The organism is Stenotrophomonas sp. SAM-B (genome assembly GCF_013387485.1).
GTDB classification, from domain to species: domain Bacteria; phylum Pseudomonadota; class Gammaproteobacteria; order Xanthomonadales; family Xanthomonadaceae; genus Stenotrophomonas; species Stenotrophomonas maltophilia_AA.
This window is the reverse complement of record NZ_JABBXB010000001.1, coordinates 1-15,000: the sequence shown is the minus strand read 5'-3', so window position 1 is coordinate 15,000 and position 15,000 is coordinate 1. Positions and strand designations below refer to the sequence as shown.

At 68.9% G+C, this 15,000-nt stretch carries 13 protein-coding genes (1 of these 13 only partly in view); 10 read left to right on the top strand and 3 right to left on the bottom strand.

From position 1 onward, the window contains the following. Positions 1-1,340: the 3' portion of a peptidoglycan DD-metalloendopeptidase family protein gene (locus HH110_RS00065; RefSeq protein WP_176987766.1), read on the top strand. The gene continues 124 nt to the left of window position 1, outside the view; only the last 1,340 of its 1,464 coding nucleotides appear in the window; its start codon lies off the left edge, out of view; the stop codon is at positions 1,338-1,340. A gap of 66 nt (positions 1,341-1,406) precedes the next feature. Then, the gene (locus tag HH110_RS00060) at positions 1,407-2,534 is read left to right on the top strand and encodes an anhydro-N-acetylmuramic acid kinase (RefSeq protein ID WP_176987765.1); all 1,128 of its coding nucleotides are present in this window, start codon (positions 1,407-1,409) and stop codon (positions 2,532-2,534) included. Between the two features lie 67 nt (positions 2,535-2,601). Here HH110_RS00060 and HH110_RS00055 read toward each other — a convergent pair whose 3' ends face one another. The 3 genes from HH110_RS00055 to HH110_RS00045 all read right to left on the bottom strand — a co-directional run bounded on the left by HH110_RS00055 (position 2,602) and on the right by HH110_RS00045 (position 5,003). Further along, positions 2,602-2,829: a hypothetical protein gene (locus HH110_RS00055; protein ID WP_176987764.1), complete on the bottom strand. Its 228-nt coding sequence runs from the start codon at positions 2,827-2,829 to the stop codon at positions 2,602-2,604. An 81-nt stretch (positions 2,830-2,910) separates the two neighbouring features. Then, on the bottom strand, positions 2,911-4,206 hold the full coding sequence (locus HH110_RS00050; protein WP_176987763.1) for an MFS transporter: 1,296 nt from the start codon (positions 4,204-4,206) through the stop codon (positions 2,911-2,913). Beyond that, positions 4,203-5,003: an exodeoxyribonuclease III gene (locus tag HH110_RS00045; RefSeq protein ID WP_176987762.1), complete on the bottom strand. Its 801-nt coding sequence runs from the start codon at positions 5,001-5,003 to the stop codon at positions 4,203-4,205. Before HH110_RS00045 ends, HH110_RS00050 begins: the two co-directional genes overlap by 4 nt. 207 nt (positions 5,004-5,210) lie before the next feature. Here HH110_RS00045 and pyrE point away from each other — a divergent pair, with 207 nt between their 5' ends. The 8 genes from pyrE (at position 5,211) to HH110_RS00005 (ending at position 14,882) form a co-directional block, all read left to right on the top strand. Further along, positions 5,211-5,870 (top strand): orotate phosphoribosyltransferase, encoded by a 660-nt coding sequence (gene pyrE, locus HH110_RS00040; RefSeq protein WP_176987761.1) that lies wholly within the window; start codon positions 5,211-5,213, stop codon positions 5,868-5,870. Positions 5,871-5,885: 15 nt separating this feature from the next. Continuing rightward, positions 5,886-6,548 (top strand): hypothetical protein, encoded by a 663-nt coding sequence (locus HH110_RS00035; RefSeq protein WP_176987760.1) that lies wholly within the window; start codon positions 5,886-5,888, stop codon positions 6,546-6,548. 381 nt (positions 6,549-6,929) lie between these two features. Continuing rightward, positions 6,930-7,022 carry a potassium-transporting ATPase subunit F gene (locus HH110_RS00030; RefSeq protein WP_019183961.1) on the top strand — a complete coding sequence of 31 codons (93 nt, stop codon included), beginning with the start codon at positions 6,930-6,932 and terminating at the stop codon, positions 7,020-7,022. Positions 7,023-7,034: 12 nt separating this feature from the next. Next, on the top strand, positions 7,035-8,753 hold the full coding sequence (kdpA, locus tag HH110_RS00025) for a potassium-transporting ATPase subunit KdpA (protein WP_176987759.1): 1,719 nt from the start codon (positions 7,035-7,037) through the stop codon (positions 8,751-8,753). Positions 8,754-8,764: 11 nt separating this feature from the next. After that, positions 8,765-10,816, top strand: coding sequence for a potassium-transporting ATPase subunit KdpB (gene kdpB / locus HH110_RS00020; protein ID WP_176987758.1), 2,052 nt, complete (start codon positions 8,765-8,767; stop codon positions 10,814-10,816). Then, positions 10,813-11,484, top strand: coding sequence for a potassium-transporting ATPase subunit KdpC (gene kdpC, locus HH110_RS00015; protein ID WP_176987757.1), 672 nt, complete (start codon positions 10,813-10,815; stop codon positions 11,482-11,484). Before kdpB ends, kdpC begins: the two co-directional genes overlap by 4 nt. A 37-nt stretch (positions 11,485-11,521) precedes the next feature. After that, positions 11,522-14,182, top strand: a complete 2,661-nt coding sequence (locus tag HH110_RS00010; protein ID WP_176987756.1) for a sensor histidine kinase KdpD — start codon at positions 11,522-11,524, stop codon at positions 14,180-14,182. Beyond that, the gene (locus HH110_RS00005) at positions 14,163-14,882 is read left to right on the top strand and encodes a response regulator transcription factor (protein ID WP_176987755.1); all 720 of its coding nucleotides are present in this window, start codon (positions 14,163-14,165) and stop codon (positions 14,880-14,882) included. The genes HH110_RS00010 and HH110_RS00005 overlap by 20 nt, the downstream gene beginning before the upstream one ends. Positions 14,883-15,000 lie beyond the last annotated feature (118 nt).

Sequence of the window (15,000 nt, the reverse complement as noted above, 5' to 3'; positions counted from 1 at the left end):
GGACCCGCCGCCACTGGATGCACGCCAGCCTGTTCGCCACCATCGGCGCCCTGGTGGCCACGATCGTCCCCGGCTTCTCGCACACCATCGACTCGCCCTACTCGGTCAGCCATTCGACCCTGGCGCTGCCGTTGCCGCCGCTGTCGCTGGAACGCCAGCAGCAGACCCCGGGCGACAGCTGGCAGGTGCTGCGCGTGCAGCGCGGCCAGACCCTGAGCAATCTGTTCGACCAGGCCGGCATCCCGGCCACGGTGATGCACCAGGTGCTGGAGCACCCGGGTGTACGCGAATCGCTGACCAAGCTGCGCCCCGGTGCGGAGATCGCCTTCGACCTGCCGCTGTCCGGTGAGTTGCGCACGATCCGCTTCGACCGCGATGCCGACAACCGCGTGGAGCTGTCCCTGGCCGGCGACAAGATCACCGAAACGGTGAGCAAGCGCGAGAGCTCCACCCGCCGCGTGGTCGCCAGTGGCGAGATCACCAGCTCGCTGTATGCCGCCGCGCGCAAGGCGGGCCTGTCGCCCTCGGCGATCGCGACGATGACCGACGAGATCTTCAAGTACGACATCGACTTCTCCAAGGACCTGCAGCCGGGCGACCGCTTCAGCGTGGTGATGGATGAAACCTGGCGCGAAGGCGAGAAGGTGGACACCAGCAAGATCCTCGCGGCGACCTTCAGCTCGGGCGGCAAGACCTACAGCGGCTTCCGCTTCGACCGCAACGGCAAGTCGGAGTACTTCGATGCCAGCGGCCGGCCGCTGAAGAAGAGCTTCATCCGCATGCCGATCCAGTTCGCGCGCCTGAGCTCGACCTTCGGCGCGCGCAAGCACCCGGTGCTGGGCAAGATGCGCATGCACAAGGGCGTGGACTACGCCGCGCGCACCGGCACCCCGATCATGGCCGCCGGCGATGCCCGCGTGCAGTTCGCCGGGACCCAGCGCGGCTATGGCAACGTGGTGATCCTCGACCACGGCCGCGGCCACACCACCCTGTACGGGCACATGTCGCGGTTCGGCAAGATCAAGACCGGCCAGCGCGTGGCGCAGGGCACGGTGATCGGCTACGTCGGCTCGACCGGCCTGGCCACCGGCCCGCACCTGCACTACGAATTCCGCGTCAACGGCGTGCACCGCAACCCGCTGTCGGTGACGATGCCGCCGCCGGAGCCGCTGCAGGGCGCCGAGCTGGCCGCGTTCCGTGCGCAGACCGCCCCGGCGCTGGCGCGCATCCAGGGCATGGAGAAGCTGATCTACGCCGATGCCAGCCCGGCACCGGAGGCCAAGGCCGCCGATACGGCCACGGCGAAGGCCGGCAAGCCGGTCAAGTCCAACCGCGGCTGATCGCATTGATTGACGGCGGCAACGGGTTGCGCGGAAGCTGCACGCAACCCGTTGGACCGCCTGGCCATGACCTCTGCTGTTGATCCCACTACCCCGCTCTACCTGGGCCTGATGTCCGGCACCAGCGCCGACGGCATCGATGCCGCGCTGGTGCAGTTCCCCGCCGAGGGCGGCTGCCGCTTTGTCGAAGGCCTGACCCACGACTGGGATCCGGCGATCCGCGCCGAACTGATCGCGCTCGGCGAGGGCGGCACCATCACCTCATTGGACGCGCTCGGCCGGCTTGATGCCCAGGTCGGGATCACCTTCGCCGCGGCCGCCAACCGCCTGCTGGACAGCGCGCAGGTCGACCGTACCCGGGTGCACGCGATCGGCTCGCATGGGCAGACCGTGCGCCATCGGCCGCTGGCCGATCCCGCCTTCACGATGCAGATCGGCGACGCCAACCGCATCGCCGAACTCACCGGCATCACCACCGTGGCCGATTTCCGCCGCCGCGATGTGGCCGCCGGCGGGCATGGCGCGCCGCTGATGCCGGCCTTCCACCTGGCGATGCTGGGCGACAGCGATGAAGACCGTGCCGTGCTCAACCTGGGCGGCATCGGCAATCTCACCCTGATCCCGCGCGACGGGACACCGCGCGGCTTCGATACCGGCCCGGCCAATGCGCTGATGGATGCCTGGTGCCAGCGCCATCGCGGCGCACCGTTCGATGCGGATGGCGCGTTCGCCGCCAGTGGCCAGGTCGATGCGGCGCTGCTGGCCCGCTGGTTGGCCGATCCCTGGTTCGCGCTGCCACCGCCGAAGAGCACCGGGCGCGAGCAGTTCCACCTGGACTGGGCGCAGGCGCAGCTGGGTGAGGGGCAGGTCTCCGGCGCGGACGTGCAGGCGACCCTGCTCGAGCTGACCGCCGCGACGGTGGCCGATGCACTGCTGGCGCATCTGCCGGGCGCGACGCGGGTGCTGGTCTGCGGCGGTGGCGTGCGCAATCCGCAGCTGCTGCGGCGCCTGCGTGCGCGGTTGCCGGGCGTGGTGATCGAATCCAGCGCGGTGCACGGGCTGGATCCCGATTATCTGGAGGCGATGGGATTCGCGTGGCTGGCGCAGCGCACCCTGGCCGGATTGCCGGGCAACCTGCCGAGCGTGAGCGGCGCGCGGGGACCGCGGATTCTCGGGGCGATCTACCCGGCCTGAAGGGCCACGGCGGCGGGCGCTGCCCTGCGGCTGTTATCGCCGAGGCGCCGTCCGGTGCTTGCCGCCGTTACAGCCCCTGCGCGTCCGGCAGGGCCTGCAGGGCCGCGATGGCAGCGGCCAGCGCGTCGACCTCGGGATCGTGGAAGCCGCTGCGGACCTCCAGTTCGCTGGCGGACAGGCCTTGTTCCAGCAGCGCCATGCAGGTGTCCTCGCGGGTCCAGCCGCGGGCCGCCGCGATCCGGCGGATACGTTCCAGCAACAGCGGGTCCACATCCCGCAGCAGTAGATCAGCCATCGTTCTCCCCGTTGGCGTGATGCCGTCCCCACGGCCGTTGTGCCGGCATGATCCAACAGGCCCTGCCGGCACGCAAACCGCTTATGCCGTGCTGCGGTCCCGGATCCGCGGCCACAGCCAGATCAGCAGCAGCAGGGTCGGGATGACCGTGGTGGCGCTGAGGATGAAAAAGGTGCTGTAGGAACTCGCTTCGACGATGTAGCCCGAGACACCGCCGACGAACTTGCCCGGCAGGTTGGCCAGCGAGACCAGCAGCGCGTATTGGGTGGCGGTGAAGTTGCGGTCGGTCAGTGACGACATGAAGGCGACCAGAACCGTACCGGCAAAGCCCTGGAACAGGTTGTCCGCGCTCAGCGCCGCATAGAACGCCCACAGCTGGCCCGGGTTGTGCGCCATCAGCAGGAACGCCAGGTTGGACAGCGCCACGCCCAGCGCGGCGACCAGCAGCATGCGGCGGAAGCCGAACGCGGCCACCGCGATGCCGCCGAGGAACGCGCCGCCGATGCCCATCCACACGCCGAACAGCTTGGAGACGGTGGCGATATCGGCCTTGGTGAAGCCCGAATCCAGATAGAACGGACCGGACATCACCCCGATCACCTGGTCGGGGAATTTGTAGAGCCCCACGAACGCCAGCAGCGCCAGCGCGAGCGCCACGCCATTGGCGCTGAAGAAGCTGCTGATGGGCTGCCAGAAGGCGCCGAAGAAATCGATGCGGCGCTGGATGCGCACTTCCGGCTGGACCGGCTCGCGGCAGACCAGCGTGGTGATGATGGGCAGCAGCATCAGCGAGGCCATGGCCAGGTAGGCCACGATCCAGCCTTCGAACTGGGCCAGGTAGAGCGCGCCCGCGCCGGCCAGGATCAGGCCGATGCGGTAGCCCAGCGTGTACGTGGCGGCCAACGCGGCCTGCGCGCTCTCCGGGGCGATCTCGATGCGGTAGGCATCGACCACCGAATCCTGGGTGGCGCCGGCGAAGGAGGCCACCAGCACCCACAGCACCAGCGGGGTGACGCCGAGCTCGGGACGGACGAAGGCAAGCGCGAACAGTCCGCCGGTGACGCCGATCTGCGAGGCCAGCAGCCAGGAACGGCGGCGGCCGAGCGCGCTGACCAGCGGGAACGCGTAGCGGTCGATCAACGGTGCCCAGACGAACTTCATCAGGTAGAAGAAGCTGGCCAGGCTGATCAGGCCGATGCTCTTCAGGTCCAGGCCCACATCGCGCAGGCGGGTGGACAGGGTCTGCGAGGCGATCAGCAGGAACGGCAGGCCGCTGCCGAAGCCCAGGAAGGCCATCGTCAGCGCCGAGGGCGTGCCGAAGGCGCGCTTGATCCCGGCCCAGCCCTTGTAGGACACCGGCGCGTCCGCCTCGGTCATGGGGCGTAGTCCACCGTGAACGGGGCATGGTCGGAGAAGCGCTCATCGCGGTAGACCGAGCAGCTGCGCAGGCGGTCGCGCAGGCCCGGGCTGACGAACTGGTAGTCGATGCGCCAGCCCACGTTGTTGGCGCGGGCCTGGCCGCGGTTGCTCCACCAGGTGTAGTCCTCGCCCTGCGGGTGCAGCAGGCGGTAGGCATCGGTCCAACCCTGGCCGGCCGCGAGGTCCAGCGCCTGGTCGGCGTCCACGCACTGGCCGTTGAGCCAGTCACGCTCGGGCGGCAGGCAGCCGGAGTTCTTCTGGTTGGACTTCCAGTTCTTGATGTCCAGCGCCGAGCGCACGATGTTCCAGTCGCCGCACAGCACGTAGTCGCGGCCGCTGGCCAGCCAGCCGGCCAGGATCGGGCGCAGCCATTCCATCACTTCGTACTTGAAGCCCTGGCGCAGGTCGCCCGAACTGCCCGAGGGGATATAGAAGGAGACGACGCTGAGATTGCCGTAGCGGGCCTCGATGTAGCGGCCTTCATCGTCGAACGGGGCCCAGCCCAGCGAGGTGATCACCTGGTCCGGCTCGCGCTTGCTGTAGATCGCCACGCCGCTGTAGCCCTTCTTGGTGATGGCGTCGCGGTAGAAGCAGTGGTGGCCGTCCGGGCGGAACATCGGGTCGGTCAGCTGGTCTTCCTGGGCCTTGGTTTCCTGGATGCACAGGACATCGGCGTCCTGGGCGCGGAACCACTCGAGGAAGCCCTTGGTGGCGGCGGAACGGATGCCATTGGCGTTGAAACTGATGATGCGCATGCTGACCCGGGTCTGGAACGATACCGGCAAGAGCATACCGTTTCGGCCCTTGCAGGGGCTGGCTGGAAACGGACGCGGATAGCCTGCCCCCGCGCGCCCCGGGATCGTCTCGTCACCCTGTGCGACACCGGGCCGCAGGGGCCGGCGAGCCGAAAAATGCAGACATGCATTAGGATTTGCGCTCCAAATGAATTGAATTGAGTCTTGATGAGCGACCATCGCCACCGTTTCCTGCAACTGGCCCTGACCGCCGATGCCCTGCGTTTCGGCCAGTTCACCCTGAAGTCCGGCCGTCTGAGCCCCTATTTCTTCAATGCCGGCCGGTTCGATTCCGGCGCGCGCATGTCGCAGCTGGCGGCCTGCTACGCCGATGCCGTGGAAGCCACCGGCCTGAAGTTCGATGTCGTGTTCGGCCCGGCCTACAAGGGCATCCCGCTGGCTACCGCGACCGCCTGTGAATTCGCCCAGCGCGGCCGCGACCTGCCGCTGTCGTTCAACCGCAAGGAAGCCAAGGACCATGGCGAAGGCGGCAACCTGATCGGCGCCGACATGAACGGCAAGCGCGTGCTCATCGTCGACGACGTGATCACCGCCGGCACCGCGATCCGCGAAGCGCTGGCGATCATCAAGGGCGCCGGCGGCACCCCGGCCGGCATCGTGGTGGCCCTGGACCGCCAGGAGATCGCCTCGGAAACCGACCCCCGTTCCGCCGCGCAGGCCGTCGCCGAAGAAGCCGGGATTCCGGTGGTCGCGGTGGCCACGCTGGCCGACCTGCTTGATTTTGCCTCCGGAAATCCGGAACTTGTGGGCTACCGGCAGCCGCTGGAGGACTATCGTTCCCGCTACGGCAGCCGTCCTACGCGTTGAGAGCAGGGGGCTTTCATGTCCAGGTTTGCCACGTTCACCGTTGTCGGCCTGCTGCTGGCCGTGCCGCTGTTGCCTGCCCAGGCGCAGAAACGCACGGCCGATGCGACGCCGAAGAAGCTGTACTGCTGGAACAAGGGCAGCGAGCGCATCTGCAGTGATGCGCTGCCCCAGGAGGCGGTGAACAACGCACGCGAGGAGTTCAACCTGCGCAGCGGCATGCGCAGTGGCGAAGTGCAGCGCGCGTTGACCGACGAGGAACGCGCCGATGTCGCGGCGCAGGCCGCGCAGCAGCGCCTGGACCTGGCCGCCGAGCAGACCCGCCAGCGCACCGAGCAGGCGATGCTGGCGACGTACGAGAGCGAGGACGACCTGCGCCGGGTGTTCGCCGAGCGCAGTGGGATCCTGGACAACAACATCCATACCGCCAGTTACAACGTGGCCAGCGTGCGCGATGCGCTGGTCACGCTGCTGGCCGGCGCGGGCAACCGCGAACTGGATGGGCAGCCGGTGTCGGAGAAGCAGGCAGAGCGCATCCGCGCGCGGCACGCCGAGCTGGTGACGCAGCGGCGCATGCAGGCCTCGTTCGAGCAGCAGCGCCGGGCCTTGGACGTGGAGATCGAGGGCACGCTGCAGCGCTATCGGTTGCTCAAGGGCATGGGGAGCGATCCGCGCGGGTGATGGTGGCTGTGCGATGGCGTTGAAACGAAGGCGGCCTTTGGGCCGCCTTTTTGTTTTTCGCCGAGCCCCGTAGCGGCCGGTAGGTCCCTGGGCAAGATCAAGGAGGAGGCCGTCGCCGCCAGGCGGCGGCCGGGGGACATTTGCCGAGGGGCCTGCCGGTCGCTGCGGGGCGTAACGTTCGCGCCAAAGATGCACCTTTTTATGCACTTTTTACGCGCGGCGCCGGTTTGGGGCGTGGAGCGTTTATGCCGGGCAGGCAGACCATGAGCGCCTGACGTGGAGTGGTTCCACCTGGACGTCCCATGAGCCTGTATCTGCCTGTCTTCCCCGCCGGTGCCCCGTGCACCGCGCGCTCCCTTTCCCGCGTTTGAGGCCACGACCATGTCTGCCTGGCTTTCCCTGCTGTGCGGCGTGCTGGTGCTCGTTGCCGCCGCCTACCTGCTCTACGTCGTGCTTCGGCCCGAAACCTTCTGACCGGAGCCGACCATGACCGAGATCCTGTTGATCCTGCTGGCCAGCATCGTGCTGGCCTTTCCGCTTGGGCTGTATCTCGCCCGGGTGATGCGCGGTGGCCCGATGCGCGGCGACGCGCTGTTCGGGTGGATTGAAAAACCGCTGTACCGGCTGCTCGGGGTGAACCCGGCGCGCGGCATGTCCTGGCGCGGCTACGTGGGCGCCTTCCTGCTCAGCAACGTGGTGATCGCGGTGCTGGTGCAGGCGGTCTTCATGACCCAGGCCTGGCTGCCGTTCAATCCCGACCAGATTCCCAACATGCGCTGGGATACCGCGCTGCACACGATGGTGTCGTTCCTGACCAACACCAACCAGCAGCACTATTCGGGCCAGGCACAGCTGTCCTACTTCTCGCAGATGACCGCGATCACCGGCCTGCAGGTGGTGACGCCGATGATGGGCCTGGCGCTGGTGGTGGCCACCCTGCGTGCGCTGTTCGGCGCGCGTCCCGAGGACGTGCCGGCCGAACAGGCCGCGCTGCTCAGCGCGGACCGTCGGGTCGATGTGGGCAACTACTACGCCGATGTGGTGCGCGCCAGCGTGCGCTTCATGCTGCCGCTGTGCCTGCTGTGGGCGGTCCTGCTGACCAGCCAGGGCGTGCCCTCGACGCTGGCGGCCGGTCCGCAGGCGACGCCGATCGATGCCGCGGCCGGCATGGAGACGCAGAAGCTGCCGCTCGGCCCGGTCGCGGCGATGGTCGCGGCCAAGCAGCTGGGCACCAATGGCGGTGGCTGGTACGGCCCCAACAGTTCGATGCCGCTGGAGAACCCCACGCCGCTGTCCAACGCACTGGAACTGATCGGCATCCTGCTGATCCCGATCTCGGTGATCTTCATGCTGGGCGCGTTCACCGGGCGCAGGCGCCTGGCCGGGCTGGTGTTCGGCTGCATGTTGGCGATGTCCAGTGTGTCCGTGGCCGCCACCGTGTGGCTGGAGGGCCATTCGGCCACCGCGGCCAGCCCGCTGCTGATGGAAGGCAAGGAAGTGCGCTTCGGTGCCGATGGCACGGGTCTGTGGGCGGCGATCACCACCCAGGTCTCGAACGGCTCGGTCAACGGCATGCACGACTCGCTCAGTCCGCTGGCCGGCGCCATCCCGATGGTCAACATGCTGGTCAATGCGATCTGGGGCGGCATCGGCTGCGGCCTGCAGCAGTTCATCGTCTACCTGCTGCTGGGCGTGTTCCTGGCCGGGCTGATGACCGGCCGCACCCCGGAACTGTTCGGTCGCAAGCTGGAAACGCCGCAGGTGCGCCTGCTCGCGCTGCTGGTGCTGCTGCAGCCGATCACGATCCTGGGCTTCACCGCGCTGACCCTGGCGATCCCGTCGATCACCGGCACCTCCAACCCCGGCTTCCACGGCATCAGCCAGGTGTTCTACGAGTACACCTCGGCGTTCGCCAACAACGGCTCGGGCTTTGAAGGCCTCGGCGATGCCACGGTGTGGTGGAACCTGAGCTGCACCCTGGTGCTGCTGCTGGGCCGCTACCCGGTGCTGGTGATCCCGTTGATCGTGGCCGCGCAGCTGGCGGCCAAGCGGCGGGCGCCGGAATCGGCCGGCACGCTGCAGATCGAAACGCCGACCTTCGCGCTGACCCTGATCGCGCTGATCGTGATCCTCACCGTATTGCAGTTCATGCCGGCGCTGGTACTGGGCCCGATCGCCGACCACCTGTCGCTGACGCTGCACTGAGACCTCATTCCATGAGTACCTATCCGTTGAACGTTTCTTCCCACCGCCGCCAGCGCCTGCTCGATGGTGCCGGCTGGCGCCGTGCCCTGCGCGATGCGGTGATCAAGCTCTCGCCGCGCCATCTGCTGCACAGCCCGGTGATGGCCGTGGTGATGGTCGGCACCGTGGTCAGCGCGCTGGTCACGCTGACCGGCAACGCACCGCTGGGCTTCGGCCTGGCGGTCACCGCGATCCTGCTGCTGACCGTGCTGTTCGGCAACTTCGCCGAGGCCGTCGCCGAAGCGCGTGGCCGTGGCCAGGCGGCCTCGCTGCGGCGTGCCCGCCAGGACCTCAGCGCGCGTCGGCTGGCCGCCGCGCATGCCGGCGCCAGCGAGACCCAGGTGCCGGCCGCCGAGCTGCGCCCGGGCGACCATGTGATTGTCAGTGCCGGGGAGCTGATTCCGGCCGATGGCGAGATCGTGCAGGGCCTGGCCACCATCAACGAAGCCGCCGTGACCGGTGAATCGGCGCCCGTGCTGCGCGAGGCCGGCACCGACCGCAGCGGTGTGATCGGCGGCACCAAGGTGCTCTCCGACCAGATCATCGTGCGCATCACCGCCGAGCCGGGGCACAGCTTCCTGGACCGGATGATCGCGCTGGTGGAAGGCGCGAACCGGCAGAAGACCCCGAACGAGGTCGCCCTGACGCTGCTGCTGGCGGCGATGACGCTGACCTTCCTGGTGGTGGTGGCGACGCTGCCGGCGATCGGGGCGTTCGTTGGCGTGCAGGTCGATCCGCTGCTGCTGATCGCGCTGCTGGTGTGCCTGATCCCCACCACCATCGGTGGGCTGCTGCCGGCGATCGGCATCGCCGGCATGAACCGCGCACTGGCCGCCAACGTACTGGCCAAATCCGGCAAGGCCGTCGAAGTGGCCGGCGACGTGGATGTGCTGCTGCTCGACAAGACCGGCACCATCACCCACGGCGACCGCCAGGCCACGCATTTCCATGCACTGGCCGGTATCGATGCCAGCCAGTTGCGCGAAGCGGCGCTGCTGTCCTCGCTGGCCGACCCGACCCCGGAAGGCAAGTCGGTGGTGCGGCTGGCGCGTGAGCAGGGCTGCACCACCGCCGAGCCGGACCGCGCGGAGTATCTGGCCTTCAGCGCGCAGACCCGCATGTCCGGCGTCGATCTGGACGGCGGCCGCCGCATCCGCAAGGGCGCCTCCGATGCGATCACCGCGTATGTGCGTGAGCTGGGCGGCACGGTGCCGTCGGAGCTGGCGGGGCGCGTGGAGCAGGTGGCACGCAACGGTGCCACCCCGCTGGTGGTGTGCGAGGGCCGCCACGTGCTGGGCGTGATCGAGCTGTCAGACGTGGTCAAGCACGGCATGCGCGAGAAGTTCGCGCAGCTGCGGGCGATGGGCATCCGCACGGTGATGATGACCGGCGACAATCCGCTGACCGCCGCCGCGATCGCGGCCGAGGCCGGTGTGGACGACTACATCGCCGAGGCCCGCCCGGAAGACAAGCTCGCCCGCATCCGTGCCGAGCAGGCCGGCGGCCGTCTGGTGGCGATGGTCGGCGACGGCACCAACGATGCCCCGGCACTGGCCCAGGCCGACATCGGCCTGGCGATGAACTCCGGTACCCAGGCCGCCAAGGAAGCCGGCAACATGGTCGATCTGGATTCGGATCCGGCCAAGCTGCTGGCGGTCGTTGAAGTGGGCAAGCAGCAGCTGATCACGCGCGGTGCGCTGACCACCTTCTCACTGGCCAACGACGTCTCCAAGTACTTCGCGATCCTGCCGGCACTGTTCGCTTCGACCCTGCCGGCGATGGCGGCGTTGAACGTGATGCACCTGTCCAGCCCGCGCAATGCGGTGCTGGCGGCACTGATCTTCAACGCCCTGGTGATTCCGGCGCTGATCCCGCTGGCGTTGCGCGGCGTGCGCTTCCGCCCGGCCACGGCCACCGCGCTGCTGCGCCGGAACATGCTCGTGTACGGGCTGGGCGGTGTGTTGCTGCCGTTCGCGGCCATCAAATTGATCGACCTCTTCCTTGTCTCGGTGTTCGGCGCATGAACCGCTCGCTTGCTACCTCTGTTCCCCGTCCGGCGCGCGGCCGCGCTGCCGCCTCCGCCCACCTGCAGCAGGACAGCAGCTGGCGCCCGGCCCTCGTGCTCGGCGCGAGCAGCCTGCTGCTGCTCGGCCTGGCCTATGCCGTGGCCACCACCAGCGTGAGCGGCCTGCTGTTTCCGGCGCAGGCCGAGGGCAGCCTGCTGCTTCGCGATGGGCAGGTACGCGGTTCTAAGCTCATCGCGCAACCGTTCGTCGGTGATGGCTACTTCCAGGCGCGACCGTCGGCGGCCAACTACGACCCGATGGCGGCCGCCGGCAGCAACATGGCGCGCAGCAACCCGGCCCTGCAGGAACGCGTGCAGGCCAGCATCACCGCAGTGACCGCACGCGAGGGCGTGCCAGCCGCGCAGGTGCCGGGTGATCTGGTCACCCAGTCCGGCGCGGGCATGGATCCGGAACTGTCGCCGGCGGCGGCGCAGGTGCAGATCGCGCGCGTGGCGCGCAGCCGTGGGCTGCCGGTTGACCAGGTGGCGGCGCTGGTGAAGGCGCATACGCTGGGCCCGCAATGGGGCGTGTTCGGGCAGCCACGGGTGAACGTGATGACGTTGAACCTGGCCTTGGATACGCAGGATGGGCAGCCGGGCAGCGCCCGGCTCTACGGAACGCGTTGATGCGCTGCGTACCGTCCGGGGCGCACAATCCCCGCCCATGAGCGACTCCCGTACCCGCCAGGCCGATGCCCTGGCCGACAGCCTGCAGCGCGAAGCCGGCGGCAAGCTCACCGTGTTCCTGGGTGCGGCACCGGGCGTGGGCAAGACCTTCAGCATGCTCACCCGCGCGCATGAGCAACTGCGCCGGGGGGTGGACGTGGTGATCGGGCTGGTGGAAACCCACGGCCGCGCCGAAACCTCGGCGCTGCTGGCGGGATTGCCGCAGGTGCCGCTGCTGCAGCGCGAGTATCAACAGCACGCGCTGGACGAGATGGACCTGGATGCGGTGCTGGCGCGCCGCCCGGCGCTGGTGCTGGTCGACGAACTGGCGCACCGCAACGTGCCGGGCAGTCGCCATGAGCGGCGCTGGCAGGACGTGATGGAACTGCTCGATGCCGGCATCGATGTGTGGACCACGGTCAACATCCAGCATCTGGAGAGCCTCAATGACGTGGTCATGCGCATCACCGGCGTGCGGGTCAGCGAGACGGTGCCCGATGCGGTGCTCGACCGCCTGCATGACATCGTGCTGGTGGATCTTCCGCCGCGCGAGCTGATCGAGCGGCTGCAGCAGGGCAAGGTCTACGTGCCCGAACAGGCGGCGCAGGCGCTGCAGGCGTTCTTCTCGCCGGCCAACCTGACCGCGCTGCGCGAGCTGGCCATGCAGGAAGCGGCCGACCGCGTGGACAGCAGCCTGCGCGAGACCCGCGCCGCGCGCGGTGAAGGCAACCTGCCACTGCGCCGCCGCGTACTGGTGGCGATCGATGGCGGTGGCCAGAGCGAGTACCTGGTCCGGGTCGGCCGGCGCATCGCCGAACGGCGTGATGCGCCGTGGACGGTGGTGACGGTGCAGGCGCGCGCGCACGACGAACAGACCCGGCGCGAGATCGATGCCGCCTTCGCCCTCGCCCGGCGCCTCGGGGGCGAAGCCGAACTGCTGCATGGCTCCAGCATTGCCGATGCCCTGCTCGACCATGCCGCACACAATGGCGTGTCGACGCTGGTGCTGGGCCGCACGCGGGAGCGCCCGCTCGCGCGCATGCTCAACCGCACGCTGACCCAGCAGCTGATCCGGCGCGGCGCGCATTTCGAGATCACCATCATCGGCACGCCGCAGGCGCGAGCGCGTGCGCGCCGGTCCGGCCTGTCCCTTCCGAGCCGCAGTGCCGGCAAGGACGCGCTGCTGGCGCTGGTCGCCACCGCGGCCGCGTGCCTGGTGGCGCTGGTCGCCGAGCGCTGGATCGGGCTGTACGACCTCTCGATGGTGTTCATCGTGGCGGTGGTGATGGTCGCCGCGCGCAGCCGCACCAGTGCGGCGGTGATCGCGGCCGCACTGTGCTTCCTGGCCTACAACTTTTTCTTCATCGCGCCGCGCTTCACCTTCGCGATCAGCGCGCGCCAGGGCGTGATCACGGTCTTCCTGTTCCTGGCAGCCGCATTGGTGGCCGGACGGCTCGCCTCGCGCCTGCGCATGCAGGTGGTGGCATTGCGCGCCGCCAACCGGCACGCGCATGCGCGCCAGGCGCTGGGCCGGCAGCTGGCCAGCGCGCCCAGCAACGAGCAGGTCGCGCAGGCCGGCCGTGAAGCGCTGGAACAGGCGATGGATGCGCCGGCATGGCTGCGCATCGGGCAGTACACCAGCGCCAGTGGCAGCGCCGCACCGGGCGACACCGATCTGGCCGCCGCCGACTGGGCACACCGGCATGGCCAGCCCAGCGGGCGCTTCACCGATACGCTGGCCGGCGCTGGCTGGTGGTTCCTGCCGCTGCTGGACGGCGACGACCGCGCGATCGGCGTGGCCGGCATGCGTTTCCCGCGCGAGGCCCCGCGGTTGACGCCCGAGCAGCGCCAGCTGGCGGAGGCGATGGTGGACGATATCGCCCAGGCTGCACTGCGCACCCAGCTGGTGGCCGATCTGGAGAAGGCACATGTGAGCAACGAGACCGAGCGGCTGCGTTCGGCGTTGCTGTCCTCGGTCTCGCATGACCTGCGCTCGCCCCTGGCGGCGATGATCGGCTCGGCCGACAGCCTCTCCAGCTATGCCGATGCGATGGATGCCAGTGACCGCCGCGCCCTGCTGGACACCATCCTGGTCGAAGGCGAGCGCCTGGACCGCTACATCCAGAACCTGCTGGACATGACCCGGCTCGGCCATGACGGCCTGCAGATCAACCGCGACTGGATCGGCGTGGATGAGCTGGTCGGCTCGGCCGCGCGCCGCCTGCAGCGCTATCAGCCCGATGTGCTGCTCAAACTGGATATTCCGGCTGCGCTGGCCCCGATCTGGGTGCATCCGGCGCTGGTCGAGCAGGCGGTGTTCAACGTGATGGAGAACGCGGCAAAATTCTCCCCGCCCGGCGCGGCAGTGGAAGTGCAGGCGCGGCTGGTCGAAGGCGAGCTGCGCATCGATGTGCTCGACGCCGGCCCCGGGATTCCCGACGAAGAGCGTGCGCGCATCTTCGACATGTTCTACAGCGTGGAGCGTGGCGACCGGGGCCGGCACGGCACCGGGCTGGGCCTGACCATCTGCCAGGGCATGATCGGCGCGCATGGCGGCAGCGTGCAGGCGCTGCCGGGGCGCGACGGACGCGGTACCCTGATCCGCATCACACTGCCCTTGCTGCATCCCCACCCTGCCGATGACAACGACGATTCCTGAGGCTTCCCACGGCGTGCCCCCTGCGCGCGTGCTGGTGATCGATGATGAAGCGCAGATCCGGCGCTTCCTGGAGATCAGCCTGCGCGCGCAGGGCTACCGCGTGTCCCAGGCCGCGACCGGCCAGGCCGGGCTGGAAGCGCTGGTCGGCGAAGGGGCGGACCTGGTCATCCTGGATATCGGCCTGCCCGACATGGAAGGCCATGAGGTGCTGGGTGAACTGCGCCAGTGGAGCCAGGTGCCGGTGATCATGCTGACCGTACGGGCCAGCGAGACCGAGAAGGTGCGTGCGCTGGATGCCGGCGCCAACGACTACGTGACCAAGCCGTTCGGCACGCAGGAGCTGATGGCGCGCGTGCGCGGGCTGCTGCGCTCGCGCACGGTGTCCAGCGAGGGCGTGCTGCCGCAGTTCGACGATGGGCACCTGCATATCGACCTGGTCCGGCGCGAGGTGATGCTGGACGGTGCGCCGGTGGCGCTGACGCGCAAGGAGTACGCGCTGTTGTCACTGCTGCTGCGCAATGCCGGGCGGGTGGTGACCCAGCCGCAGATCCTGCAGGACATCTGGGGGCCGACGCACCAGCACGATACGCATTACCTGCGCATCCTGGTCGGCAAGCTGCGCCACAAGCTGGGCGATTCCGCGCTGGATTCGCGGTACCTGTTCACCGAGCCCGGCGTGGGTCTGCGGTTCAAGGGGTGATCAAAGGCATCCACACATGGCGTGGATGTCCGTGGCGTGGATGTCCATGCGCGTGGCGTGGATGCAAGGTAGTGCCGGCCGCTGGCCGGCTCCACGTAACGCTCAAGGAATGCGAAGA

Excerpts from the sequence above, each read along its gene's own strand:
- HH110_RS00045 (WP_176987762.1), bottom strand. The coding sequence starts at position 5,003 with ATGCGCATCATCAGTTTCAACGCCAATGGCATCCGTTCCGCCGCCACC.
- HH110_RS00060 (WP_176987765.1), top strand. The coding sequence starts at position 1,407 with ATGACCTCTGCTGTTGATCCCACTACCCCGCTCTACCTGGGCCTGATG.
- kdpA (WP_176987759.1), top strand. The coding sequence starts at position 7,035 with ATGACCGAGATCCTGTTGATCCTGCTGGCCAGCATCGTGCTGGCCTTT.
- HH110_RS00055 (WP_176987764.1), bottom strand. The coding sequence starts at position 2,829 with ATGGCTGATCTACTGCTGCGGGATGTGGACCCGCTGTTGCTGGAACGT.
- HH110_RS00030 (WP_019183961.1), top strand. The coding sequence starts at position 6,930 with ATGTCTGCCTGGCTTTCCCTGCTGTGCGGCGTGCTGGTGCTCGTTGCC.
- HH110_RS00050 (WP_176987763.1), bottom strand. The coding sequence starts at position 4,206 with ATGACCGAGGCGGACGCGCCGGTGTCCTACAAGGGCTGGGCCGGGATC.
- kdpC (WP_176987757.1), top strand. The coding sequence starts at position 10,813 with ATGAACCGCTCGCTTGCTACCTCTGTTCCCCGTCCGGCGCGCGGCCGC.
- HH110_RS00005 (WP_176987755.1), top strand. The coding sequence starts at position 14,163 with ATGACAACGACGATTCCTGAGGCTTCCCACGGCGTGCCCCCTGCGCGC.
- HH110_RS00010 (WP_176987756.1), top strand. The coding sequence starts at position 11,522 with ATGAGCGACTCCCGTACCCGCCAGGCCGATGCCCTGGCCGACAGCCTG.
- kdpB (WP_176987758.1), top strand. The coding sequence starts at position 8,765 with ATGAGTACCTATCCGTTGAACGTTTCTTCCCACCGCCGCCAGCGCCTG.
- pyrE (WP_176987761.1), top strand. The coding sequence starts at position 5,211 with ATGAGCGACCATCGCCACCGTTTCCTGCAACTGGCCCTGACCGCCGAT.
- HH110_RS00035 (WP_176987760.1), top strand. The coding sequence starts at position 5,886 with ATGTCCAGGTTTGCCACGTTCACCGTTGTCGGCCTGCTGCTGGCCGTG.